Source organism: Pseudoalteromonas sp. D15MCD-2, assembly GCF_038562745.1.
In the GTDB taxonomy this organism is placed as follows: domain Bacteria; phylum Pseudomonadota; class Gammaproteobacteria; order Enterobacterales; family Alteromonadaceae; genus Pseudoalteromonas.
In genome coordinates this window covers 656,899-681,949 of the sequence record NZ_JBCFQE010000001.1, presented here as the reverse complement: position 1 = coordinate 681,949, position 25,051 = coordinate 656,899, and the positions used below count along the sequence as shown (strand labels likewise).

Genomic DNA, 25,051 nt, shown 5'->3' with positions numbered 1-25,051 from the left:
GAGTATAATCAAACGATAACTGCAAAGGGAATCTCTATGCCCAAAGGAATGCAAAAAACCAGCTGGCTGCTATATGGCTTCGCCGCATTTTTTATTAGCTTATTTGGCTATATCTATTACACCTATGAAACCACGCGTAGTGAGATCATGGAGAATATCGATACCAAACTGCTTAATGCTGCGGTCAGTGTCAAACATATCCTAGGTGATGACTATCACAATATAGTTAATGCGGGCTTACCAATCTCTTCGGCAATATATAAAGACAAAAGCCGAGCCCTATCTGAGTATGCAAAACAAATGCAGCTTGCCTATGTGTACGCAATGGTACTGCGCGACGGCAAAGTCTATTTTAGTGCCTCGAGTTACACGCAAAAAGATCAAAACAATGGCCGCGTAACACAGTTTCTAGATGCCTACCCCGAAGCGACAGAACTCAACAAAGAAGCCTTTTTTTCGACAGAGCCGGTATTTGAGGTATCAAAAGATCAATGGGGCTATTTTAAAAGCATCTTTGTCACTTTTGTCGATGATAATGGTCACACCTATATAACTGGTGCCGACATAACCATTAGTGACTTAAATCAGCAACTGCAGCACAGTGTGACCCGTGCAATGATCACTGGCTGTTTCTTTTTCTTTATTGCAGCGCTAATTGCTGGGCTGTATTTTTTACAACTAAAACGCTCCCTCTCAACAGATGCCCGCACCGGCTTTGCTAACCATGTTGCCCTTGAATACTACATAAAAAAAACCACCAAACACCGTATGGAACTAGCAGTTATTGCCATTAATGAGTTAGAAGATATTAGCAGTTTTTATGGCACTGAAGTGAGCGACAAAGTAATGGCTAACTTGCTTAGCTATTTTCAATCAAGGATGCCTAGCGAAGGGTTTGTTTATCGATTAGCAACTAATAAAATTGCGCTATTACGAACGCATAGTGATGAGCGTAATATCGATGATGTTATTAATGCTTTTAACTATGCTATTCCTGCGTTAAAAGAGCCTTATATCTACGTGAGCTTGTATGCAGGTATTGCTACAGGTAATAAATTAATGCTGATTGAAAATGCCCATGTTGCGCTGCAACAAGCAAAGCTAAATAATCAGCGTATTGTTCGTTATGAAAATGTGTTTAAGCAGGTTGAAGAGAAGTTTAGAAGCAATGTTACGCTTGCCAAAGAAGTAAAAGAAGCCTTCGATAACAACCGTATCGTACCTTACTTTCAAGCGGTCTATAATAACCAAAGCAAACACATTGACCATTATCAATGCCTAGCCAGAATGGCCAGTGCCACGGGTCGTATTCATGCGCCAGATTACTTTATGATGGTGCTAAAGCGCTCACGTATGGACGGTCTTTTAAGGCGCACCATGTTTACTCGCTGCATTGAGCAGTTTAGAAAAACCAATGTGCGATGGAGTATCAACATTACCGCACAAGATATTCTCGACCCAAGCTTAAGCGAGTTTTTAGAGTTACAACTTAGGCGCTATCCGCAGCCTCATAATATTATTTTTCAGTTTTATGAGCGTGATGCCATTGCTTACTTTAGTGAAGTAAAAACCTTTATTAACACCCTAAAAAATAAAGGTGCTCAGGTTATTATCAATGAATTCGGCGCGGGCTTTTCAAACTTACCCCACATTAGGAAGCTAGAAATTGATGGCTTGAAGCTAGATAAAGGGTTGGTGAGCCAAATTCATACCAATACTGATAACTATCTATTTATTGAAAACTTGGTGAAATATGCTCAGCAATTAAAATTAGATGTAATTGCTGAGCAAGTTGAGAACGAACAAATAGCTGACGCGCTTGCTCGAGCAGGTGTTACTTTAATGCAAGGGAGTCATTTTGCACCGCCGACTCCCTATATTCATTAAAGGTTGATCACCAAACGGTGACTTTGTTGACCACTGGCCCAATATTTACGTTCGAATGGGGTAATTGCAGTATCGCTTTCATACAGCTCAACATCGCACTTATGCCCTGCAAGCTCTAATGAGCGGGCAAACTCTTTTACGTATATATCCCAGTTGCTTCTCAGCTCTAAGCGGCCGCCTAATTTAACGATATACGGAAAAATTGCAGCGCCGTGCCAGCGTCTTTGCAAGTGCTTTGCTTTTGGCCAAGGGTTTGGATACAACAAGTAATGATGACTCGGTTGCCAGTTTGCAGCCACCGCTAAGCGCCAAAAATCATTTAAATCAGCTTGTACTAAAATGTACTGCCCTGCATCCGTTTGCTTGTACTCGATATCATGCTTATCTAAACGATGTGATGACTTATCAATGCCAATCACCAATGCATCAGGGTGACGTTTAGCTAAGTTAGCGGTGCTTTCACCCACACCACAACACGAATCAAGAATAATAGGCCCGTTAAATGCCTGCACCTTTTCGTTTACCTGATCAAAAGCCGCTTGCGTATGCTCTGCAATCGGCTTTTTAAATTCAGCACTTAGGTGCTTTAAAACAATTTCGTCTAGCTTTTCATGTAAGCTAGGTTGATTCGATACAATACTTCTCGAATTTGCATCCGTCATTAGTGTCTAAGCCCCACACCACGTTTAATAAGGGTTAATGCTAACGTAAATAAACCCACAATAAATAAACCAAGTACACCAAATGCTACCGATAAGTCGACATCAGACACACCTAAGAAACCATATCTAAATGCATTTACCATATAAATAATTGGGTTTACTTGTGATACGCCTTGCCAAAATTCTGGCAACAAGGTGATAGAGTAAAACACCCCACCGAGATAAGTCAGCGGCGTTAAAATAAAGGTCGGGATGATACTAATATCATCAAAGCTATTAGCATAAATTGCATTGATAAGTCCGCCTAACGCAAATACAGCCGACGTTAAAATAACCGTAGCCATAATCACAAAAATATTATGAATTTGAATATCAACAAATAGCAAAGAGACACAGGTAACAATTAAACCAACCAGCATACCTCGTGTCATACCACCGCCCATGTAGCCAAGTACAATGATGTAGTTTGGCACTGGTGCAACTAAGAGCTCTTCAATGCTTTTTTGAAATTTAGTGGAATAAAAACTCGAGGCAACATTCGAGTAAGAGTTGGTGATCACCGACATCATAATCAGACCCGGGACAATAAACTCCATATAACTAAAGCCACCCATATCACCGATACGAGAACCTATCAGATTACCAAAAATCACAAAGTACAGGCTCATCGTGATTGCAGGTGGAACTAAGGTTTGCACCCAAATACGTAAAAAGCGAATACACTCTTTGATCCAAATACTTTTTAGCGCTACTCCATATCTAAACATTATTCGCCTCGCCCTTGTTCTAATAACCCTACAAACAGCTCTTCTAAACGGTTTGCTTTATTTCGCATACTCAGCACAGTATTACCTTGTTCAGTCAGCGCACTAAACACCTGGTTTAAGCCCTGAGACTTCGCCACTTCAACTTCTAAAGTGTGATCATCGGTCAGTGTGTATTGGTAACCTTCAATGCTAATTGGCTGCACTGGTTGCTTTAAATCAAGTACGAAAGTTTCTTTATCAAGCTTGGCAAGTAACGCTTTAATGGTGGTGTTTTCAACAATCACACCACTGTCGATAATCGCGATGTTTTTACATAACAGCTCAGCTTCTTCTAGATAATGGGTGGTCAAGATGATGGTCACACCTTGCTTATTAATCTCGCGAAGAAAATCCCACATAGAGCGACGTAGCTCAATATCAACACCCGCTGTTGGTTCATCTAAAATGAGTAATTTAGGTTCATGCATCAGTGCACGAGCAATCATTAAACGGCGTTTCATACCACCTGAAAGGGTGCGCGCTTGTTTATCTTTTTTCTCAAATAAGCCTAGCTGCTTTAAGTATTTTTCGGCACGCTCATGCGCCAGCTTTCTTGGTACACCGTAATAGCCTGCTTGGTTAACCAAAATTTGATTTAGTGTTTCAAACTGACTGAAATTAAATTCTTGCGGTACTAAGCCTAGTTCAGACTTAGCAGCTTCAAGGTCTGTATCAATATCGTGACCAAATACCTGGACACGGCCGGCGCTTTTATTCACTAACGATGAGATAACACCAATAGTGGTTGATTTACCTGCCCCGTTTGGTCCAAGTAAGGCAAAGAAGTCGCCTTGCTGAACTTGTAAATCAATGCCTTTTACGGCTTCAACACCATTTTTATAAACCTTTTTTAGGCCTTCAATATTTAATGCGATCGTTTTTTCGCTCACTGTTTGCCCTCTCCATAACCCCAACGTTTCGTCAAAGTATGTTCAATGTTTAAATGATCTAAAATTCGCGCCACCATAAAATCAACCAAATCGGAAATCTGCTCTGGTTGATGATAAAACCCCGGTGCCGCAGGCATAATAGTTACGCCTAGTCGTGCTAGCTTCAGCATGTTTTCAAGGTGGATTTCGCTAAATGGCGTTTCACGCGGGACTAAAATCAGCTGCCCACGCTCTTTAATAACCACGTCAGCAGCGCGTTCGAGTAAGTTATCTGATGCGCCGACCGCAATTGCAGATACAGAACCTGCACTACAAGGGCATACCACCATTTTTTTCGGCGCGGCTGAACCAGATGCAACAGGACTAAACCAGTTGTCTTTACCAAATACTTTTAGTTGCTCAGGAGCGGCATTAAAAAGTGTACTAAGCTGCTCTGTCGCTTTGTCTTCATTACCCGAAAGTTTGATATTCGATTCTGTATCAAAGACCACTCTTGCCGCACTTGAGATCAATACATACACCTGAAACTGCTGTTCAAGTAATACCTCTAGTAACCGTAAGCCATAGGGAGCACCTGAAGCACCGCTAAAAGCTAACGTTATTTTATCTTTAAATTGCATACAGTTAAGCTCCGTATACTGGTTAGTTTTGCTCAAGGGCTGTGATTAAACGCTGATGAATACCTTCAAAACCACCATTACTCATAATTAAAATATGCTGTGACGGCGCACTGTTGCCAACAACCTGAGTAATGATTTCCTCAGTGCTTTTCATGCAATGCATACCTGCTTTGTCTGCGTACTCTTTAAGTGACCAGCTTAAATTTTCAGGCTCAAATAAATACACATCATCTGCTGCATCGAGTGAATCAATCAGGGTTTGTTGATGCACGCCCATTTTCATTGTGTTTGAACGAGGCTCTAAAATAGCAATTATCTTATCAGTGCCTACTTTTGCACGTAGCCCTGCTAAGGTCGTTTTAATTGCCGTTGGATGATGGGCAAAGTCGTCATACACTTTTATTGAGTTAACGTCGGCCTTAAGCTCCATACGGCGCTTAGGTGAGATAAACTCAGCTAATCCAGCAATACTGACTGATACCGCGATGCCTACATGTCTGGCTGCTGCAATAGCCATAATGGCATTTTTGACATTGTGCTCACCCATGGCTTGCCAGCTGACAACACCTTGCACTTGTGAATTTAGTAGTACTTCAAATTCACTACCATCAGCTTTTAGTAAACGGTAATCCCAATCACCCGCCAGTGTTTCGCTCTCGCTCCAAAGGCCGCGTTCAATCACATCTTGTAGTGCTTCGTCTTGGCTTGGCCAAATCACTTTGCCACTACAGGGTAATGTACGCATCAAGTGGTGAAATTGTTTCTTTATCGCGTTTAAATCTTCAAAAATATCAGCATGATCAAATTCAAGGTTATTTAGAATTAAGGTGCGTGGTAAGTAATGAACAAATTTACTGCGTTTATCGAAAAACGCCGTGTCGTATTCGTCGGCTTCAATAACAAAAAATGGCGTTTCGCCAACACGAGCAGACACACCAAAGTTTTGTACGATACCACCAATTAAAAAGCCCGGTTTCATTCCTGCGTATTCTAGTAACCATGCCAGCATACTGGCTGTAGTCGTTTTGCCGTGTGTTCCGGCCACAGCCAACACCCAAGAGTTTTGCAGTAAATTATGCTTTAACCATTCTGGACCAGAAGTATAAGGCAAGCCTTTATCAAGAACGTATTCAACACAAGGGTTGCCTCGGCTCATAGCATTACCAATCACCACCATATCTGGCGCGGGTTCTAGTTGGGCAACGTCATAACCTTGGGTGAGTGTAATTCCTAGCTCTTCTAATTGCGTGCTCATCGGCGGGTACACATTTTGATCAGAGCCTGTCACTGTGTGACCTAACGATTTAGCGATTGCGGCAATACCACCCATAAAGGTGCCACAAATTCCAAGAATGTGAATATGCATCTACTGTCCTGAGCAAAATGAATAAGAGATAAGTAAGGCGTTATAATGCCAAATATAAGCTTTACTTACCATTACTACACGGCATTAGAGTATTGCCAAATTGCCAACATAAAAAAACACCTCAACTTGAGGTGTTTTTTAATTAAGTTTAAAGCCTATTTTACAGCATTAAGAATGCAAACAAACCGACACCTAATAGTAAGCGATAGATAACAAATGGCATCATGCCCATGCGCTCAATCACTTTTAAGAAAAAGAAAATACATGCATAAGCCGATACAAATGATAAACCTGCGCCTAATAGAATTGCATGCCAATCAATCACCTCGCCCGCTGTAGCCAACTGATACACATAATATGAACCAGCTGCAGCAATAACTGGAATTGACATTAAAAACGAAAAACGTGCGGCGCTTTGCTTGTTTAGACCCAACATTAAGCCCACAGTAATGGTAATACCTGAACGGGATGTGCCAGGAAATACCATAGCGAGTACTTGCGAGAAGCCTAATAAAAGCGCACTGAAAAAGTTTACTTGGTAAATATTCTTGACTTGCTTTGCTTTTACATCGGCATACCAAAGTAACAAACCAAATACGATGGTTGAAGTAGCAATAACCCAGGCATTACGCGAGTAGCTTTCCACAAAATCTTTAAATAAATAACCAATTAATAATGCTGGAATGGTCGCAACAATAATCCACCAGCCTAAACGACTATCATCGGTTGCGCCTTGTGAACCAAACGATTTAAACCACGCACCGAGAATATCCACCACTTCTTTACGAAAATACAGTACCACAGCACCTAGCGTACCTACGTGTACCGCAACATCAAATGCCAAGCCTTGGTCGTGCCAACCTAAAACTTGTGAGGGTAAAATTAAATGTGCTGAGCTCGAAATAGGTAAAAACTCAGTCAATCCTTGAATTAAGGCTAAAACAATTATCTCAATAATACTCATGGGTTAGAAAACTCCACCTTCCATAGTTTTTGTTGTGGGTTGTTATAATTATTCCATAACTCAGCCAAAGTTAGCTTAGCTACGGGGTGATAAAAATCAGGAGCAATTTCAGCGAGAGGCTGCAATACAAACGCATTTTTGGTTATTTCATCCCGCGGTAATTGCGCAGGCGAATCACAGATAATGTCATCATAAAACAATAAATCAAGGTCTAATGTGCGAGGACTAAACTTTTTATCCTCACGAGTGCGGCCATTATCAAGCTCAATTTTTTTCAGTAGTTTACATAGTTCAGCTAATGGCATATCTGTTTTTGCTGCGACCACTGAATTATAAAAATTACTACCTGCAAACCCCACCGCTTCACTTTCATAAACAGACGAATGTATAAAGTCTGGAAAGTGAGGCTTTAATGCAATAAGCGCTTGTCGAAGATAATGCTCTTTATTGACATTAGAGCCTAAGCTTATAAAAATTTGCGCCATGGTTAGTTTGCCTTACGACGGGTGATCTCAACTCCCACCGTTTGCGCTTGTGGCACTGCGGCTGGTTTACTAACACGTATAGTGACTTGGTTAGTAGCAAACTCAGCTAAAATAATGGCAGCTAATTGCTCAACTAAAGTTTCAAGTAACTCAACTGGTTTTGCCGTTGTGTGTTCAATCACTCGCTCACTCACTTTGGCGTAATCAAGTGCTAAATTTATATCATCAGTTGCCGCTGCGGCAGAAATATCACATAACATTTCGATATCAAAATACAGGCTTTGTTTACTTTCTTTTTCAAAATCATACACGCCAATAATGGTGTCTACATGTAGTTGTGATATATATACCTTGTCCATTGATACTCCAAGTGACATGAATATTAAAACAACTCCTCATACTAAACGCTTATTGATAACAATAATGCGCTATATAAGCTGTCATACTGTTTTAATATATAAAAATTACCCCTACAATAACGGATAGATGCATTGCAATAAGGTGCTTACATTCTACTCGATGAGAGCGGCAGATGGTTTTGCCGCCAATGATAGCCCAAAAGTGCAGATTAAAAAATAAGGAAGCGCGTGTTAGAAGTTTTAATGTTAGTTTTAGCTTACATACTGGGATCGGTCTCTTCCGCTATCCTTGTATCACGGCTGTTTAAACTACCAGACCCACGCAGTCATGGATCGAATAACCCGGGTGCTACAAATGTTTATCGCCTAGGTGGTAAAGTCCCCGCTGTTTTAGTTCTTGTCTTTGATATTTTAAAAGGAACCATCCCTGTTTGGGGTGCCTACTTTTTAAAAATAGACCCACTAATGCTAGGTTTAATTGGTGTGGCAGCCTGTTTAGGGCATATGTATCCGCTGTTTTTTAGCTTTAAAGGTGGTAAGGCCGTCGCGACCGCTTTTGGCACGTTATTACCCATTGGTTTATCGCTAGGTGGGATGTTGATTGCAACTTGGATCTTAATTGTTGCTATCACACGTTATTCATCGCTTGCGGCACTGGTTACGGTTTCTTTAGCGCCTCTTTATACATGGTGGATAAAACCTTTGTATACCTTGCCAGTTACCTTTTTGACCGTGTTAATAATTTTCCGTCACAGAGCAAATATTACTCGTTTGATGGCGGGGGAAGAACCTAAAGTAGGGGCTAAGAAAAAAGCCCCAGAGCAGGAATAGTGCTATAAATTAAAGTGCTTCGAGTGAATCAATAGGCCAGCGCGGCTTAGTTTTCATATCGAGGCTAGCAAACTGACCTGCTTTCAAACGCTGCATACCAGCATAAGCAATCATAGCGCCGTTATCTGTACAAAACTCTGTGCGCGGGTAATACACGCGCCCTTTCATGCCTTGCATTACTCGCTCAAGTTGAGCACGCAATTGCACGTTTGCACTTACACCACCGGCAATCACTAAACGTTTGATACCTGTTTGCTTTAATGCACGCTTACATTTAATGATTAGGGTATCTATTACCGCTGTTTGGAATGCATGAGCAATATTAGCTTTGGTTTGCTCGTCATCATCGCTATCACGAATCGCAAGCGATGCCGCTGTTTTTAAGCCACTAAAGCTAAAATCTAAGCCTGGTTTATCAGTCATCGGACGTGGAAATACAAAACGCTCAGGCGTACCTTGCTCCGCAAGTTTTGCTAAACGTGGACCACCAGGGTAATCAAGACCTAATAACTTCGCGGTTTTATCGAATGCTTCACCAGCAGCGTCATCAACTGACTCTCCCAGCACTTCGTATTCACCAATGCCAGATACTTTAACCATCATAGTATGACCGCCAGACACCAGTAGTGCGATAAACGGAAATTCCGGTTTGTCCTCTTCAAGCATTGGCGCAAGAAGGTGACCTTCCATATGATGTACAGCAACGGCTGGAATATTCCAACCATAGGCCAATGAGCGACCAATAGAAGTTCCCACAAGGAGTGCACCAACAAGTCCAGGACCTGCGGTGTAAGCAATACCATCTAAGTCTTCTGGGCCACAGCCAGCCTGTGCAAATGCGGCATCAATTAAAGGTAAGGTTTTACGTACGTGATCGCGTGACGCAAGCTCAGGTACCACACCGCCGTAATCGGCATGCACTTTTACTTGGCTATACAGTTGATGTGCTAATAAGCCTTGTTCATCATCATAAATGGCAATACCCGTTTCATCACATGATGATTCAATACCTAAAATTCGCATCAATTACTCCGCCAAGAAAAAACAAACGCGTATTTTACAGTGAAAATACGCATTACTGAATATTAAATTGCAATACCGATGTTGGTTTGGCCGTCAGATACAGCAAGTTGCTTAAGCTCTTTTACGTTCTCTGAGGTAATTCGGCCCATTTGCTCTACAAAATCAATAAGCTCTGCAAGCACATCAATTTCATACTGCATTAAAGGGTGTTCACGAACAGCTTTGTTATCAGCAATTTCACCATCCACTGTTAGTTGATATTCAATGAAACGAGCCACTGAAGCTTGTGAAATTTTACTAATATTTAAAAACTCTTGTTCATCTTTAGCTATCAAACCGTGCAACATGCCAAGCAAAGCGGTTGCTGTATCGATTGCGGGATAAGTCCCGAACATGTCAAAGTCAGTTAACTCAGGCACATTCGGCTCTATTTTTTCAATTTGCTTTTCAAGGCTGATTTTACTTTTTGGTAGTAAGATTTTTTCCCAGCAGACACTTAATGCGCTACGAAAAACCGCAGCGTCACCAAACCCTGTTGCTTCACTAAATAAGCTGTAATTAGGCAGCATACGCTCAAGTAATGCGCCACCTAATACCGCTTTTTGCAAAGAGTTTAATTCTCTAATACGTTGAAAATTATTCGCTTTCGTCATTCTTTACAGTCCCACAAGACCAACATATTTCAAATGTTGCTCCGTTAAGCTCATGACACTTAGGGCATACCCAGTCAGGAGCCGATTGTTTTAATTGCCGGTAGTTTAGCAATATTTCTTGCGCCTGGCGCTCTTTTAATGCGTAAACGAGTATATCGACCCCTGTTTGTTCAAATGGGATCTCCCCAAGCGCCCCTTGTAAAAGCTCACCTTGCAGTTGCGATTCGATCCCTTTACTTTTTAAAAGCCCTTTAATAATGTTGGCTTCTAAGCCATTTTCAGCCTGAAACACTTTCACCCAAGCGAATGGGTCCTGCTTAGCAGGTTGATTTAAATTATTGTTTTGCAAATCACTTCCCTTTTACTTTTCTATCTTTAAATCCTAAACTACGCTAGCAACTAACTTCGCTGCAATGCTTATTTCAAGGTAGCCACATGACTTTAACAACACCGGGATTGTTATTCCCAGCAATTTCTTTACTGTTACTTGCTTACACCAACCGTTTTTTGGTGCTTGCTCAACTTATTAGAGAACTCAATGCACGTGAAGGGGAAAGTATCCGCCCATTAGTTGTTGCACAAATTACCAATTTAAGAAAACGCATTAAACTCATTCGGGTGATGCAGGTTTATGGTGTTGCCTCTTTTCTGATGTGTACCTTATCAATGTTTGCATTATTTATAGAGTTTAATACTACAGGAATCATTTTATTTGGTATCAGCCTCGCTTGCTTAGCCTTGTCACTTCTCACCTCTTTGTATGAGATCCACATTTCTTGTGATGCTATTGAAATCGAATTAAAGAATATCGAAAAAAAACCAGTTTCAGATAAGGCAGAGTAAATTTCTGCCTCTATACTTATTGTATGAGATACAACAATAAGTGGTGTTTTTGTGGATGATTTCTTATTTTCTGAAGAACAGTTAGAAGAAAATAATTTAGAAACTGAAGAGCCTGAATACTGGCATATTCTTGTTGTTGATGATGAAGAAGATATCCATCAAGTTACGAAACTAGTATTAGCTGGCTTCACTTTCGAAAATAAAGGTCTGCGCTTTTATGACGCCTACTCTGCGGCCGAAGCAAAAGAGTTTTTAAAAAAAGATATTCCCTTTTCTGTTGCTCTAGTTGATGTGGTTATGGAAACCAACCATGCTGGTCTTGAGCTTATTCAATACATTCGCGATGAAATAGAAAACCACGATATTCGTTTAATTCTTCGCACAGGTCAGCCAGGTGAAGCCCCAGAAGAAGCGATTATCCGCGACTACGACATTAACGATTATAAAAACAAAACTGAGCTCACCGCGATTAAAATTAAAACCTTGCTTTACTCCGCGTTAAGAGCACACCGAGATATTCAAATTATAGACCGGCACAAGCATGGTCTTGAGCAGATCATCAACGCGTCCGCTAACTTTTTAAAATGTGACAGTGTTCATGAATTTGCTTCAACAATTTTAAGCCATGTCACTAACGTGATGGGCATTAATGACACGCAAATTTATTGTGCTGCAGCCGTTAATCTACAATCGTCACCAGCAAAAGATTTTCAATTGCTTGCAGCCTCAGGTGTAGGCCCCACACCACAGCAAAACACCATTCCTGATGAAGTAAAAAACTTATTTATAGATGCACATGAGCGAAAATCATCACTAAAAACAAGTAATGATTATATTGGTTACTTCCCTACCAAAGCCGGCCTTGAAACCATGCTTTATGTTCATAAAGGCAGTAAGTTACAGGCCACAGAACATCAACTGTTAGAGTTTTATGCCAACAATATCGCGCTTGCTTACGATAATTTAAAACTCAGAGAAATGGTAAAAGAGTCGCAAAAAGAGCTGTCGTACATTCTTGGAGAAGCAGTAGAAAAACGCTCTAAAGAAACCGGCTCTCACGTTAAACGTGTTGCTTTATATAGTGAGTTACTTGCTCAACTTTCAGAGCTTAATCCATTTCAATGTGAAATAATTAAGCTTGCTTCACCACTACATGACATTGGTAAAATCAGCATTCCAGACAGCATATTGAATAAACCAGGTAAACTCACTGATGATGAGTGGGAAATAATGAAAACCCATGCAGAAATCGGCTATGAAATATTAAAAAACTCAAGTAACGAGATATTGACATGCGGTGCTTTAATTTCTTACCAGCATCATGAAAAGTGGGATGGTTCAGGGTATCCGCAAGGTTTAATGGCAGACGATATTAATATAGTTGGCCGCATAACCGCCCTCGCAGATGTGTTTGACGCCCTTTGCAGCGACCGTTGCTATAAGAAGGCATGGCCATTAGAAGAGGCGTTAGCTCTCATAAAAGATCAGCGCGCGAAACATTTTGATCCAATTCTAGTCGACTTATTACTTGAAAATTTACCACTTTTCTTAGAGATTAAGGACCGTTATCCTGATTAGATGTAACTTTTCTGTAAAACACTTCCCAAAATAGGTACGATAATTTACTATGCCTACCGTGAAGTATAATAATATTGCCTGGACGTAAAAGGCTTACTTATAACAAGGGACTATTAAAGTGAGATTTGAACAACTTGAACAATTTGTGGCGCTCGGGGTGCTGAGGCATTTCCGACAAGCTGCAGAAAAAACCCAAATCAGCACTTCAGCGTTAACTCGCAGTATTCAGACGCTCGAAGATGAAATTGGCTATGAGCTCGTTACCCGCTCTACACGCTCAGTTAAGTTAACCAAAGAAGGTGAACTTTTCCTTGAGTACGCTAAACAAACCCTCGACAATCTAGAAGAAACCAAAAAGCGTTTATTCGAATCTTTAAATGGTTGCACTAACGAAAAATTAGTTATTGGTTATACCAACAAGGCAAGCACGGTTGTGCCTGTTTCTTGCGGCCAATTTTTAGCGCAGTATCCGCATGTAAAAATCGAGATGCAACTACAAGAGCAAAGTGAACTTGTACGTAAACTCCAATTAGGTGAAATTGATATTAGCGTATGCTCGCAGGCAATGAACAGCATTGGTAGTGATATACATTTACCTGATCAACTGATTATTTTTGTAGCTAAAAACCACCCACTTGCGCATAAGAGCGACATTAGTAAACGCGACTTTGCTGACTATCCAATGTACAGCTGTTTTTCACAGTCTAAACAAGTGCAAGCTATGCTAAACGATGCTATCGAATCTTTTGATAAAACATCTAGCATCAAAGTAGGTAGTATTGAACAAGTAATGGATGGCCTTAAAAAGTCAAACCACATCGCAATAGCCAGTATTGAACACACAAATATTGTCTCTTCAGACCCAGATTTACTGTTATTGAAAACCAATAAAGGTATCGCACACGAGCAGCTTGTGATCCAAACAAATCAACAAATCAATGAGAATTCTCATGTTAGTCATTTACTTGACCTCATTGAAAAAACGGCGTTATCAAGCCAAAGCTAAAAGCTATTTTATATGCTGCTAGCCTGTAATTAATCAGGCTAGCCAATCCCCTTTATTTCTTCATTTTTTTACTGCATAAAAAGCGTGCATCACACAATTTTTCATATACACTTACGCACCTTTTTTTGATTGTGCACATGAATGACCGCACCGCTTATTACCGACACATACTTAGATGCTATTGAACGTACAGGATATGCTGTTGTTGAAAACGCGATTGATGAAAGCTTAATTGCCGATTTAATTGCAGATTGCTATCGCATTAACCCGCATTTTCATACCGCAGGTATTGGCCGATTAAACGACCAACAAATAGATAAAACCGTGCGTAAAGATAAAACCTTTTGGTTTGATAGCTCAAGCCAAGCACAAATTACTTATCTTGCGACCATGGAAGCGATAAAGACACAGTTAAACCGTGGCTTCTATTTAGGCTTATTTGATTATGAATGCCATTATGCCAAGTATCAACAAGGTGACTTTTATAAAAAGCACTATGATGCCTTCAAAGGCCGTTCGAATCGCATTTTTACAACGGTTTGTTACTTAAATACGCCAGAGTCTGGCGGTGAATTGGTGATCTACAAACCAAAAAGTAAAGACATTGAAATAGTCATTAAACCTCAAGCGGGCTTATTGGTGATGTTTGAAAGCGAACGCTTTATGCATGAAGTATTACCCGCAAACGATGTACGCTACTCTATTGCGGGCTGGTTCAGAAAAAATACCTCAATCAGCGGTATTATCGACCCACCAAGGTAATTAAAACGGCAGTGGCAAGGATGCTGCTATACCGATAAAAATCACTAACCCTACATAATGGTTATTCAAAAACGCTTTGAAACAAGGATCTCGCTCTCGTTTATGAATAAGCGTTTGTTGATAAAGTAAAAAACCAACCGCTGCAGCTAAGCCCAGCCAATAAGGCAAGCCAAGGTGATTACTCATACCTATGTAAGCAAGGATCGTAATAAACAAGGCATTGAGTAAAAAGATGATGTGTCTGTCATAGCTGGCAAACAAGATTGCTGTTGATTTAACGCCAATCTTTAAATCATCATCTCGATCAACCATGGCATACATGGTGTCATAAGCCACAGTCCAAACAAGATTCGCGGTAAATAGTAGCCAGGCTTCTAATGGCACTGAGCCAATCGATGCCATATAGGCCATTGGAATAGCCCAGCTGAATGCAGCACCAAGCACAACTTGCGGTAGTTGCGTGTAGCGCTTCATAAAGGGATAACAAAACGCCAGTGCTAAGGCACCAAACGACAATAATATCGTTGACCACCCTAGTGTTAATACTAAACCAAAGGCCACCACAATAAGCAGTACAAATAAGCTCAGAGCTTCACCACTTGATACCAAACCTGCTGCCAGCGGTCGCTGGGCTGTGCGCTTAACAGAGCCATCTATTTTACGATCGGCAAAGTCATTAATTACACACCCAGCACTGCGCATCACAAAGACGCCTAAACTAAAAACCACAAAATTTAATAAGCTCGGTGTGCCAAGCTCAGCAAGCCACAGCGCCCAATAAGTTGGCCACAATAGTAACAAGGTGCCAATTGGCTTATCGGTACGCATTAACTGTTTATAGTAAGGTATATGTGCGACCTTAAGTGCAGCTAGCTTCATAGGTAAATGTACGCTCCAGGTAAGAATACTTCAGCCACGAGAAAATGAGCATTAGATAAGCTAAAAACACTGCGTCTTCCCCACAATGGTTGTGAAGAGAAGCCAATTTCAGATGTTAAAGCTTGGATAGCGTGCTGCTGTGAAAATTCAGCAACTTCTATTTCTGTGCGCGATAAGCTTGGGTCTTGAAAAATAACATCACCGAGCGGCCTTGTTCCCATACTTAGTAACTGCTGCTTTTTTAATGTATCATCTGCCGGCAACCAGCTTTGTGCATAAACCATCGGTTTACCATCGCATAGAAGTAACACTTCGCGATTTAATGCCTGACTTAGAGAGGTATTGAGTAACGCTTGTTGCTCGGCGGTTAGGTCAAATGGCGCCTCGTTTAAAACTTCAACTGAAAAAGCCTGACAGTGACTTTTAAGCTTGGCTGTTAATGACCCAGCTTCAAGCAACCAACCTTGCTGTTGTTGCGTCAAATCTGGAAATGCTGAAGCAGGCTGCCAATTTGCAGCTAATGAAACTGGGAATGTGATCACAACGACTCATTATTTTTAAATACCGTGCAAATGATATCACTGCTGCACGTTTCGAAAAAGTCATGATTTAATCTCAAGCAGGGTTAAAAAACGCAGAACAGCCTGTATCTTAAGTGAATTTGGGTATAGACTAAAAATCATTGAAAGGGTGGAATATTCTTAACTATGAAAAAATCATTGTTATCAATTTACTTGATAAGCATGCTACTTGTTACTGCAACAAGTTGGTCTGTACGCGCTGAATCAAATGTTGGCTACTTTGGTTTTGAGCCTGACATCATCACAAACTACATAGGTCAAGGTAATAAAAAGCTTGGCTATGTTCGTATAACGGTGGATCTCATGCTCAATGATCTATCTGATATCGCAATCGTAGAACATCACACTCCACTATTGCGTGATGCGATTGTTGAAATACTCTCAAAAGAGCCTGAAGAAAACATTAAATCGCTTACCGGTCGCGAAGAAATCAGAAAGCGCTGCACCGAAAAGCTAAAAGCACTACTAAAACAAGAAACAGGACAAGAGATTGTCCGAGAAGTGTTATTTACTAAGTATTTATATCATTAATTGTAAGATGGCGGCATAAGCCGCCATTTTTATTTGCGTGAAAGCAGCTTGTCTGACACGGCATAAGCCATACCAGCCAATAACCCCGCTAAATGCGCCCAGTTCGCCATACTCACAGGCAACATATCTACAAAGCCTAGAATAAGCCATACCAGCATAAAACCAACAATGCTATTACTTACTAGTGGCGGCTCTGTTGGCCTCATTGCACTGTAGATCCAACAAAAACCCAGTAAGCCATACACAACACCGCTTAAACCACCAAAGTTAGGCCCAACAACTAAAAACTGTGCCCAGTTACTAATGAATGCCGTCACTAAAAATAAACCCACTAAGGTTAATTTACCGCTGCGTTTTTCTATATCGTTACCCAGCGTCATCCACCAGATCAAATTAAAAATAAGATGAATAGCGCTAAAATGCACAATGGCAGGTGTAAACCAAGTTAGTGGCTGTGCAGGGTTGAACTGCAACATACTGTAAATAGTTTCAAAACCACCTAATAAGAAGGCAATAAATATAGCTATCGAGACTAAAGTAACTGTACGGTTTAGCCAGCTTAATGCCTTAAAGCGAGCTTTTAAATTAAGGGATTGCCCCTGATATGACAGAGGCGATTGTGTACTGCCTACCTGCCATGAAGCTTGTTGGTATTTTTCGTCATGAGGGTTAGCAGCAAACTCCTGCCAAAGTGGTTGAGCTTGATGAAAGTGCTCTGGAGCAACACAAATAATCACAGTTTGTCCATCTTGCGAGCGCAGCTCTCCATGTAAGCCCTTACTTTTTATGTAATCTATAAAGCCTTGTGCGGCGCGAGGATTATTTATGCTACCCAACTCAATCATCGTTCAATGTGCTCCGGAAGTTGCGTTTGCCAAGCTGTAAAGCCACCATCCATGCTGTATACGTCTTCAAACCCCTGCTCTACTAAATAGCTCGCAGCACCTTGAGAACTCACACCATGATAGCAAACGATGATGATTGGCTGATCAAACTCTTTATGCATCATAAATTCGCTGATATTAGCATTTGATAAATGCTCAGCGCCTGGGATATGCCCAGTTTGAAATGAGTTAGGATCGCGAATATCGGCAATCACAACCTCTTCTTTATCTAACAGCGCAAATGTTTCGCTCACTGAAATATGTTTATACGACATAGTACTCTCTAAACTAAAAAGGCGGCCAAAGCCGCCTTATCAAATTACTCGGTATTAATCCCAGTTGAGGATTACTTTACCTGATTGGCCTGAAATCATTGTATCAAAGCCTGCTTGGAAGTCATCCACGGAGAACTGGTGAGTGATAATTGGTTTCAGATCAAGACCTGACTGAATTAGACTCGCCATCTTGTACCAAGTTTCAAACATTTCACGGCCGTAAATACCTTTAATAATTAGACCTTTGAAAATAACCTGGTTCCAATCAACCGCCATATCTGAAGGTGGAATACCTAACATGGCAATTTTACCGCCGTGATTCATGTTGTTTAGCATGCTGTTAAATGCAACTGGCACACCTGACATTTCAAGACCAATATCAAAGCCTTCGGTCATGCCAAGCTCTTTCATTACATCTTCAAGCTTTTCAGTTGCTACGTTTACAGCACGAGTCGCGCCCATTTTACGTGCTAAATCTAAGCGGTATTCGTTTACATCGGTGATAACCACATGACGTGCACCAACATGTTTGGCAACAGCAGCAGCCATGATACCAATAGGACCAGCACCTGTGATTAATACGTCTTCACCTACTAAGTCAAACGACAACGCTGTGTGTACTGCATTACCGAATGGGTCAAAGATTGATGCTAGTTCATCAGGAATGTTATCTGGAATTTTAAATGCGTTGAAAGCTGGGATCACAAGGTATTCAGCAAATGCACCTTCGCGGTTAACACCTACGCCTGTTGTATTACGACATAAATGAACACGACCAGCGCGACAGTTACGACAGTGACCACAGGTAATATGGCCTTCGCCAGAAACACGGTCACCCACTTGGAAACCACGTACTTCCTGACCCATATCAACCACTTCACCTACATACTCGTGACCAACAACCATTGGCGTAGGAATTGTATTTTGTGCCCACTCATCCCATTTATAAATATGGACATCTGTTCCACAAATTGCTGTTTTGCGGATTTTAATAAGCAGATCGTTATGGCCAACTTCAGGTTTTGGCGCATCAGTCATCCAGATCCCTGGTTCTGCTTTTAATTTAGATAATGCTTTCATGATTTACACTCAATTAAACAAAACCGAAGCAAAAGCTTCGGTTTAGGAAATAAAATTAGATAACACCCATTTCTTTACCAATACGGGTAAAGGCAGCAATAGCGGTATCTAATTGCTCTTTTGTATGCGCCGCAGAAATTTGCGTACGAATACGTGCTTGGCCTTTTGGTACTACAGGGAATGAGAAACCTGTTACGTAAATACCTTCAGCAAGTAATTTGTCAGCCATGGCTGAGGCAACTTTAGCATCGCCTAACATGACAGGGATAATAGCGTGGTCTTTGCCTGCACAGGTAAATCCTGCTGCTTCCATTTGTTCACGGAAATACTTTGCGTTATCCCAAAGCTTAGCGCGTAATTCGCCGCCATTGCTTAGCATCTCAAGTACTTTAATTGATGCAGTAACAATTGATGGTGCAAGTGAGTTTGAGAAAAGGTATGGACGAGAGCGTTGACGTAACCACTCAACAATTTCTTTTTTACCTGAAGTGTAACCGCCTGATGCGCCACCAAGTGCTTTACCAAGGGTACCTGTGATGATATCAACACGGTCAAGTACACCACAATACTCTGGCGTACCTTTACCATTTTCACCAACAAAACCAACCGCGTGAGAGTCATCAACCATCACTAATGCATCATATTTATCAGCTAGGTCACAAACCGCTTCAAGGTTACAAATGACGCCGTCCATTGAGAAAACACCGTCAGTAGCGATTAGCTTAGTTTTAGCACCCGCTTCATCAGCAGCAATAAGTTGCTTTTCAAGGTCGCTCATGTCGTTATTTGCATAGCGGAAACGCTTTGCTTTACAAAGACGCACACCATCAATGATCGAAGCATGGTTTAGGGCGTCTGAGATGATTGCATCATCTGGGCCTAAGATTGTTTCAAATAAACCTGCGTTTGCATCAAAACATGATGAGTAAAGAATAGTGTCTTCTGTTTCTAAGAACTCTGAGATCTTTTGCTCTAAAGTTTTATGAATATCTTGAGTACCACAAATAAAGCGTACAGACGCAACACCAAAACCATGATCGTCAAGGCCTTGTTGAGCTGCTTTAATTAACTCTGGGCTATTTGCTAAGCCAAGGTAGTTATTAGCACAAAAGTTAATGACCTTATCACCAGAGGCAACTTCAATTTGAGCCTGTTGCTGTGACGTGATAACACGCTCGCTTTTGTATAAGCCTTCAGCTTTCACTTCATCAATTTGCTGCTGCAACTGATTAAAAAACGCAGATGCTCTCATCTGTAATCTCCACATATTCTTGTATCTAACCAGAAATGATTAGCATGACATTAAATTTTGCGCCTATTGTAAAAGCTTAGCCGAACAATTGCACTGTTTGCAGTTCGTCGCAGACCGTAAGGGTTGCGAAATAAACTGGTCTTACCTGCTAAGACTGTAAAATTAAAGCAGGTAACTCAGCTAAAGACTCGCAGACTACATCGGCGTGTTGTTCTGTTGACTCGGCATAACTTTGCCCTGAGCGAACTAAAACACGGGTCGCGATATTAGCTCTTTCAGCGGCAATAAGGTCGCCAAGTTTATCGCCAACCATAATGCTGTGTGATGGATCGATTTGATGCTCATCAATGGCTTGTAAAAGCATACCTGGGGCAGGCTTGCGACAATTACATTCTTGCAAATAGGCAGGCTCTGCTTTGCTTGGATGATGCGGACAAAAATAGACATCAAGAATAGTAACGCCGTTACTTAAAAACTCGCCCTTCATCCACTCAGTGAGGTTGTAAAAATCTTGCTCTGAATAATAACCACGGCCAATACCTGACTGGTTAGTTACCACCACAATTTTATAACCGGCATCAGAGAAGGCTTTGCACGCCTCAAATACACCAGGTACAAATTCAAACTCTTCTGGTTTGTATACATAGCCATGATCAATATTGACCACACCATCACGGTCTAAAAATAAAACTTTGCTCATTACAATTGCTCTTTATCTACCACGTGGTCAAACATCGAAATCACCTTTTCAACACTTATTTGCGCCATTAAATCAGCCCCTTTAACGCGTGTTCCCCAAGGTAGCTCTTGCGCTGTTTTGCCTGTTTGCTCACGTAAATTTTGGTGATAAACCTCAACAACATAATCTTGGTATAAATAAGGCCCTGTGCGTTTTGGGTTTGAGTGGGCATACAAACCAATAACAGGTGTTCCTACCGTTACAGCCATATGCGCAGGCCCAGTATCAGGAGCTAGCACTAACGCCGCACGTTTCAAAACACATAACAGTTCTTTTAGTTGAGTTTTCCCTACTAAGTTAAGCACAGGTGCCGAACTCTGCGCGATAATTTGCTCGGCAAGTTCAATCTCTAAAGGGGTTGGGCCGCCAGTAATAACCACCGAAAAGCCTTTTTGATGAGCATATTCAGCAAGTGCAGCATAACGCTCAGGTAACCAATTACGCTCTTTTTTACTTGCCGCAGGCGAGATAACAAAAATACGCCCGGCTAAACGCTCATCGCCTAATAGCACATCGGCTGCTTGTTGGTGCTGCTCGGTAACCGGCATTTGCCATTGAGGTTTGTAATCAGGGGTCCCTATTGCTTGAGCAAAACCTTTAAAGCCTTCTAATACATGCGCCTCTGATTGCGGGGCAATACGCTTATTAATAAACAAGCTATGTAACTCTTTTGAGCGAGCCCAATCAAACCCTACTTTGACTTTTGCCGGAATACAACGGGCTGCTAGATTCGCTCTTAGTGCTACTTGCATATGTAATAGCACATCAAATTTACGCCCCTTGAACGTATCTTTTAGTTGCTGATAAGCCTGTTTGCCCTGTTTTTTATCGAACACAACAAACTCAACGCCTGGTAAATCAGCCAGTAACATGGCCTCAACTTTACCAATCACCCAGGTAATTTTTGCCTTCGGATGTGCCTTTTGAATTGCTTGCACTGCTGATACGGCATGACATACATCACCAATAGCCGAAAGCCTTAAAATACAAATATCTGAATAGGAGGTTGATTGAGTCACGTGCGCCCTTAGCTACAGCAAATAATATGCGATCTTAAATTAACTTGATGCTAATGCAAGCACTTATGCGAAAAGCTAAAAATACGGTAAGATAGCGCTAATTTTATTTAATCTTGAAGTTGTTATGTTTGAAACTCAGCATCTACAAAACACCACCCTTTTGTGTCACCCAGCTTATAAAGATGAGCTCACGCAACAGTGGTTCGATGCCAATTATTGGCAACAACAAGATAAAATAGTTGGCGCAAAAAAAGGTCGCGCAACAGCATGGTTTTTTAAACATCAACAGCTTACAGGCGTTCTGCGTCACTATTGGCGCGGTGGGTTAGTAGGTAAGTTACTGAGCGATCAGTACCTATATGTTGGTTTAAAACAAACTCGTGTCTATAAAGAGTTTACACTGATGATGCGCTTACTTGAGCTTGGCCTAAATGTGCCTACACCTATTGCGGCAAAAGTGACCACCCGAGGCTTAATCTATCGCGGCGATATCATTACCGAGGCAGTAACAGGCGCAAAAAGTGTGTTAGATATTTTAATCACGCGCCCACTTAGCCAGTCTGAGCTAAAAGCGATAGCTGTCTCTCTCAGCGAGTTTCACAATAACGGCGTCTATCACGCAGATTTAAACATCAACAATATTTTGTTCGATGATTCAGGGAAGGTGTTTATCATCGACTTTGACCGCGGTGAAATCAAACAGCCACATGCTAGCTGGCAAACAGAGAACATTAAGCGCCTTGCCCGCTCATTTGCAAAAGAGCAAGGCCGTAACGAAGTGATGCATTGGCAACAAAGTGATTGGCAGTCACTGGTGTGTGACTACCAAGCATTGCTGAACTAATTATCGATTTTGGGCCAATGCTAAATAACTTTCAGCAACTTTTGTTGATGGTATTTTTGATAGTATTTCTGCATCAACAACCTCTGGCTTATCGTTTAACACAGACTCAATAGCTTGAGTTAAAGCCCCTGGGTTATTTGTAGGAACTAAATACTTGGCTAAACTACCCGTTAAGATTTCTTTTGGTCCATGAGTACAATCGGTGCTTACAACTGGCGTACCCAGTATGAGCGCCTCAATGAGAACAGTAGGTAATCCTTCATAATCTGAACTCAGTACCAAAGCATCAGCGCCTTTAATCCAAGCATATGGGTTTTGCTGAAAGCCTGGCAAAATAAGCCTATCTTCAATACCATGCTGGCGACCAAGTTTGGCGGCTTTATTAACTTTATTACATAATAAAACAAGCTTATGGGATGTATTTAAATTAGCAAATGCTGAAAATAAAACATCATGTCTTTTTTGTTTTGCTAAACGACCAACGTGAATAATGTAAGGCTCACTTGGCAATCCTAACTCAGCTTCACTCGCTTTTTTGACTATGCATTGAATATTGAACGGGTTAAAAATTGTTGTGATACTGCGGGGACTAATCAACTTTTGCTGTTTAATTTCACTTTCAATACCTTTAGAAACACAAATTAAATTTTGCCCTGACAAGCGCTTTTTACTCTTCAGTAAATAATGATAAGCAAATGGTCCAAGTTTCTTTTGTCTATTTAACTCAGCCGTAATTGAGTTATGAATGACATAGAAAACATGTTTAATAGTACTGCAAATTAGCAAATTATTACTACGATCTAGATTTGATAGAACGAGATCAAATTCCCCGTTTTTAGATTGGTATTGTGCAAACCAGTTTTCGATATGTTGTACGCTTTTTTTTAGTTGCCAGAATCTATCAACTTTTTTTGCCTTATGGTCAAACAAACATTCAACATGCAGCTGTGATGATAAGGTATATTCAATCGAGTTCGCTAAACTAAGAATGACAACTTCATGTTGTTGAGCCAAAAGCTCGCCAGCCAGCGTCAGCATCACTTTCTCAGCCCCACCGCCAACCAAAGAATCAATAACTATGGCAACCTTCATTTAGAAATCCCAAACAATAACTCAGACACACCTTGCAGCATTTCTTTCTTGGCATTATGCGGTTTTATTTTCGCCAAAACGTTTTTAGTTGCTTGATAAGTTGCTGGTTCCAGTAATCGTTTAACAGCGTCACTTAAACTGTCTAACGTTGGGTCTGCCGCTAAAGTTAAGTTACTGTCCACACAGTTTTGCAAACGTTTCGGTTGGTCCTTGGAAATTGCTGCAGCAACAGTGGGGACTTTGAGTGAAATAGCTTGTAATAAACTGTCCCCCGCTGATAACACTGCAAAATTAGCATGTGCTAATACACCAACAAATTTACTTGCATGTAAACTTTTTAAGATGATCAGGGTATCATCTTTAGGTAGATCGTTTGGGTAGTTAGAACCAAAAACAACGATACCTTTCAAGCCTGTTTCAGCAGCTATTTTCTTGGCTGCTTGATAAAAAATATCAGCAAATAGCTGTGTTTTTTCACCGTGCCCACCTGATCCTGCATTTACTAAAAAATAACCTTCATTAGTAAGGTTAAATTGAGCTAACAATTGATACGTGTCAGTACTTGATGACTGCGAGAAAAAAGGACCCACATTTACCGGAGGTGACAAAGGAAAGAGCTTAAGCTTTAATCGCTCACTGAAGCTTATTTTTTCAATACAATAATCAGGTTGCGCAACCCAATGTTTATCTATTAAATTTAAACGATTTAGCTTTAAGCCTTTCGCTCTTTTTTTATTATGCTGTGAAATAAACACCACTTTAGCCCCTGCACGCTTTGCTGTTTTCATTTGGGCTGCTCTACCCGCACAATCAAAAACAACCAAGTTAGGCTTAAATGCTTCAATTAATTGATTAACTTTACGCGTTTCTTTTGTCGCTGATTGCTCTATGAGTGTTGTATCAAATGGGCAATCAAAAGCGTAATTTGTATGTTTATTTAATAAAAAGTGGATGTCTAAACGATCGGGAAAACACTCATTTAAATAATGAGCAAATGATAACGAACGCATGTATTCACCTATTCCTTCAGATGATGACACGGGGATAAATAAAAGGCGTTTTTTTTCCATTACACTTTAAATTATAAAATTTGCCAGATTATACATCAAATTGAGTTCCTTTTACGATACCTAGACGAAT

Annotated in this window: 29 protein-coding genes; 8 read left to right on the top strand and 21 right to left on the bottom strand. The window is 40.8% G+C overall.

Annotation, left to right across the window (positions count from 1 at the left end; all coding sequences use genetic code 11):
- Positions 1–36 precede the first annotated feature (36 nt).
- Positions 37–1,887, top strand: coding sequence for a bifunctional diguanylate cyclase/phosphodiesterase (locus AADY36_RS03115; RefSeq protein WP_054560946.1), 1,851 nt, complete (start codon positions 37–39; stop codon positions 1,885–1,887).
- Here AADY36_RS03115 and trmB read toward each other — a convergent pair.
- The 8 genes from trmB to folB form a co-directional block, all read right to left on the bottom strand.
- Positions 1,884–2,549, bottom strand: a complete 666-nt coding sequence (gene trmB, locus AADY36_RS03110; protein ID WP_054560947.1) for a tRNA (guanine(46)-N(7))-methyltransferase TrmB — start codon at positions 2,547–2,549, stop codon at positions 1,884–1,886. The genes AADY36_RS03115 and trmB overlap by 4 nt on opposite strands.
- Positions 2,549–3,316 carry an ABC transporter permease gene (locus AADY36_RS03105; RefSeq protein WP_054560948.1) on the bottom strand — a complete coding sequence of 256 codons (768 nt, stop codon included), beginning with the start codon at positions 3,314–3,316 and terminating at the stop codon, positions 2,549–2,551. The genes trmB and AADY36_RS03105 overlap by 1 nt, the downstream gene beginning before the upstream one ends.
- Positions 3,316–4,245, bottom strand: a complete 930-nt coding sequence (locus AADY36_RS03100) for an ABC transporter ATP-binding protein (protein WP_055021568.1) — start codon at positions 4,243–4,245, stop codon at positions 3,316–3,318. Before AADY36_RS03100 ends, AADY36_RS03105 begins: the two co-directional genes overlap by 1 nt.
- On the bottom strand, positions 4,242–4,865 hold the full coding sequence (locus AADY36_RS03095) for a flavin prenyltransferase UbiX (RefSeq protein WP_054551081.1): 624 nt from the start codon (positions 4,863–4,865) through the stop codon (positions 4,242–4,244). Before AADY36_RS03095 ends, AADY36_RS03100 begins: the two co-directional genes overlap by 4 nt.
- Positions 4,866–4,887: 22 nt before the next feature.
- Positions 4,888–6,231 carry a UDP-N-acetylmuramate:L-alanyl-gamma-D-glutamyl-meso-diaminopimelate ligase gene (mpl, locus tag AADY36_RS03090; protein ID WP_055198280.1) on the bottom strand — a complete coding sequence of 448 codons (1,344 nt, stop codon included), beginning with the start codon at positions 6,229–6,231 and terminating at the stop codon, positions 4,888–4,890.
- 160 nt (positions 6,232–6,391) lie between these two features.
- Positions 6,392–7,195, bottom strand: coding sequence for an undecaprenyl-diphosphate phosphatase (locus tag AADY36_RS03085; RefSeq protein WP_285220671.1), 804 nt, complete (start codon positions 7,193–7,195; stop codon positions 6,392–6,394).
- Positions 7,192–7,680, bottom strand: a complete 489-nt coding sequence (gene folK / locus AADY36_RS03080) for a 2-amino-4-hydroxy-6-hydroxymethyldihydropteridine diphosphokinase (RefSeq protein ID WP_054560952.1) — start codon at positions 7,678–7,680, stop codon at positions 7,192–7,194. Before folK ends, AADY36_RS03085 begins: the two co-directional genes overlap by 4 nt.
- Positions 7,681–7,682: 2 nt before the next feature.
- The gene (gene folB, locus AADY36_RS03075; RefSeq protein WP_055021570.1) at positions 7,683–8,039 is read right to left on the bottom strand and encodes a dihydroneopterin aldolase; all 357 of its coding nucleotides are present in this window, start codon (positions 8,037–8,039) and stop codon (positions 7,683–7,685) included.
- A gap of 228 nt (positions 8,040–8,267) precedes the next feature.
- Between folB and plsY the strand changes: the two genes are divergently transcribed.
- Positions 8,268–8,870 carry a glycerol-3-phosphate 1-O-acyltransferase PlsY gene (plsY, locus tag AADY36_RS03070; RefSeq protein ID WP_082401545.1) on the top strand — a complete coding sequence of 201 codons (603 nt, stop codon included), beginning with the start codon at positions 8,268–8,270 and terminating at the stop codon, positions 8,868–8,870.
- A 9-nt stretch (positions 8,871–8,879) separates the two neighbouring features.
- Here the strand turns inward: plsY and tsaD are convergent, their stop codons facing one another.
- The 3 genes from tsaD to AADY36_RS03055 form a co-directional block, all read right to left on the bottom strand.
- Complete coding sequence (gene tsaD / locus AADY36_RS03065) at positions 8,880–9,893, bottom strand: tRNA (adenosine(37)-N6)-threonylcarbamoyltransferase complex transferase subunit TsaD (protein ID WP_342409261.1); 1,014 nt, start codon at positions 9,891–9,893, stop codon at positions 8,880–8,882.
- A 62-nt stretch (positions 9,894–9,955) separates the two neighbouring features.
- The gene (locus AADY36_RS03060; RefSeq protein ID WP_342408480.1) at positions 9,956–10,546 is read right to left on the bottom strand and encodes a YjaG family protein; all 591 of its coding nucleotides are present in this window, start codon (positions 10,544–10,546) and stop codon (positions 9,956–9,958) included.
- Positions 10,530–10,895 (bottom strand): putative signal transducing protein, encoded by a 366-nt coding sequence (locus AADY36_RS03055; protein ID WP_054560955.1) that lies wholly within the window; start codon positions 10,893–10,895, stop codon positions 10,530–10,532. Before AADY36_RS03055 ends, AADY36_RS03060 begins: the two co-directional genes overlap by 17 nt.
- Positions 10,896–10,981: 86 nt before the next feature.
- Between AADY36_RS03055 and AADY36_RS03050 the strand changes: the two genes are divergently transcribed.
- The 4 genes from AADY36_RS03050 to AADY36_RS03035 all read left to right on the top strand — a co-directional run bounded on the left by AADY36_RS03050 (position 10,982) and on the right by AADY36_RS03035 (position 14,735).
- On the top strand, positions 10,982–11,389 hold the full coding sequence (locus AADY36_RS03050; protein ID WP_054560956.1) for a DUF2721 domain-containing protein: 408 nt from the start codon (positions 10,982–10,984) through the stop codon (positions 11,387–11,389).
- A 51-nt stretch (positions 11,390–11,440) separates the two neighbouring features.
- Positions 11,441–12,967, top strand: a complete 1,527-nt coding sequence (locus tag AADY36_RS03045; protein WP_342408479.1) for a DUF3369 domain-containing protein — start codon at positions 11,441–11,443, stop codon at positions 12,965–12,967.
- A 118-nt stretch (positions 12,968–13,085) separates the two neighbouring features.
- On the top strand, positions 13,086–13,973 hold the full coding sequence (locus tag AADY36_RS03040; protein ID WP_054560958.1) for a LysR family transcriptional regulator: 888 nt from the start codon (positions 13,086–13,088) through the stop codon (positions 13,971–13,973).
- Between the two features lie 141 nt (positions 13,974–14,114).
- Complete coding sequence (locus AADY36_RS03035; protein ID WP_054560959.1) at positions 14,115–14,735, top strand: 2OG-Fe(II) oxygenase; 621 nt, start codon at positions 14,115–14,117, stop codon at positions 14,733–14,735.
- Here the strand turns inward: AADY36_RS03035 and ubiA are convergent, their stop codons facing one another.
- Together ubiA and AADY36_RS03025 are read right to left on the bottom strand one after the other, a co-directional pair.
- Positions 14,736–15,614: a 4-hydroxybenzoate octaprenyltransferase gene (gene ubiA, locus AADY36_RS03030; RefSeq protein ID WP_342408478.1), complete on the bottom strand. Its 879-nt coding sequence runs from the start codon at positions 15,612–15,614 to the stop codon at positions 14,736–14,738.
- Entirely contained in the window at positions 15,611–16,156 is a 546-nt protein-coding gene (locus AADY36_RS03025; RefSeq protein ID WP_054560961.1) for a chorismate--pyruvate lyase family protein, read from the bottom strand. Before AADY36_RS03025 ends, ubiA begins: the two co-directional genes overlap by 4 nt.
- 201 nt (positions 16,157–16,357) lie before the next feature.
- On the opposite strand from AADY36_RS03025, the gene AADY36_RS03020 reads away from it, so the two are divergent.
- Positions 16,358–16,726, top strand: coding sequence for a flagellar basal body-associated protein FliL (locus tag AADY36_RS03020; RefSeq protein WP_371351978.1), 369 nt, complete (start codon positions 16,358–16,360; stop codon positions 16,724–16,726).
- A 29-nt stretch (positions 16,727–16,755) separates the two neighbouring features.
- Here AADY36_RS03020 and glpG read toward each other — a convergent pair whose 3' ends face one another.
- From glpG to AADY36_RS02990, 6 genes are all read right to left on the bottom strand, one after another.
- Positions 16,756–17,571, bottom strand: a complete 816-nt coding sequence (glpG, locus tag AADY36_RS03015; protein WP_055021573.1) for a rhomboid family intramembrane serine protease GlpG — start codon at positions 17,569–17,571, stop codon at positions 16,756–16,758.
- The gene (gene glpE, locus AADY36_RS03010; RefSeq protein ID WP_054560963.1) at positions 17,568–17,885 is read right to left on the bottom strand and encodes a thiosulfate sulfurtransferase GlpE; all 318 of its coding nucleotides are present in this window, start codon (positions 17,883–17,885) and stop codon (positions 17,568–17,570) included. Before glpE ends, glpG begins: the two co-directional genes overlap by 4 nt.
- Before the next feature lie 54 nt (positions 17,886–17,939).
- Positions 17,940–18,965 carry an L-threonine 3-dehydrogenase gene (gene tdh, locus AADY36_RS03005; protein WP_054551064.1) on the bottom strand — a complete coding sequence of 342 codons (1,026 nt, stop codon included), beginning with the start codon at positions 18,963–18,965 and terminating at the stop codon, positions 17,940–17,942.
- 55 nt (positions 18,966–19,020) lie between these two features.
- Positions 19,021–20,217 carry a glycine C-acetyltransferase gene (locus AADY36_RS03000; protein WP_054560964.1) on the bottom strand — a complete coding sequence of 399 codons (1,197 nt, stop codon included), beginning with the start codon at positions 20,215–20,217 and terminating at the stop codon, positions 19,021–19,023.
- 148 nt (positions 20,218–20,365) lie between these two features.
- Positions 20,366–20,917 carry a D-glycero-beta-D-manno-heptose 1,7-bisphosphate 7-phosphatase gene (gene gmhB / locus AADY36_RS02995; RefSeq protein ID WP_054560965.1) on the bottom strand — a complete coding sequence of 184 codons (552 nt, stop codon included), beginning with the start codon at positions 20,915–20,917 and terminating at the stop codon, positions 20,366–20,368.
- Entirely contained in the window at positions 20,917–21,975 is a 1,059-nt protein-coding gene (locus tag AADY36_RS02990) for a glycosyltransferase family 9 protein (protein ID WP_342408477.1), read from the bottom strand. The genes gmhB and AADY36_RS02990 overlap by 1 nt, the downstream gene beginning before the upstream one ends.
- 124 nt (positions 21,976–22,099) lie before the next feature.
- On the opposite strand from AADY36_RS02990, the gene AADY36_RS02985 reads away from it, so the two are divergent.
- Complete coding sequence (locus AADY36_RS02985) at positions 22,100–22,819, top strand: 3-deoxy-D-manno-octulosonic acid kinase (protein ID WP_342408476.1); 720 nt, start codon at positions 22,100–22,102, stop codon at positions 22,817–22,819.
- On the opposite strand, the gene AADY36_RS02980 is transcribed toward AADY36_RS02985, so the two are convergent.
- Both AADY36_RS02980 and AADY36_RS02975 read right to left on the bottom strand, forming a co-directional pair.
- On the bottom strand, positions 22,820–23,911 hold the full coding sequence (locus AADY36_RS02980; protein ID WP_342408475.1) for a glycosyltransferase: 1,092 nt from the start codon (positions 23,909–23,911) through the stop codon (positions 22,820–22,822). It abuts the gene before it with no gap.
- Positions 23,908–24,921 (bottom strand): glycosyltransferase family 1 protein, encoded by a 1,014-nt coding sequence (locus tag AADY36_RS02975; protein WP_342408474.1) that lies wholly within the window; start codon positions 24,919–24,921, stop codon positions 23,908–23,910. The genes AADY36_RS02980 and AADY36_RS02975 overlap by 4 nt, the downstream gene beginning before the upstream one ends.
- Positions 24,922–25,051: the final 130 nt, after the last annotated feature.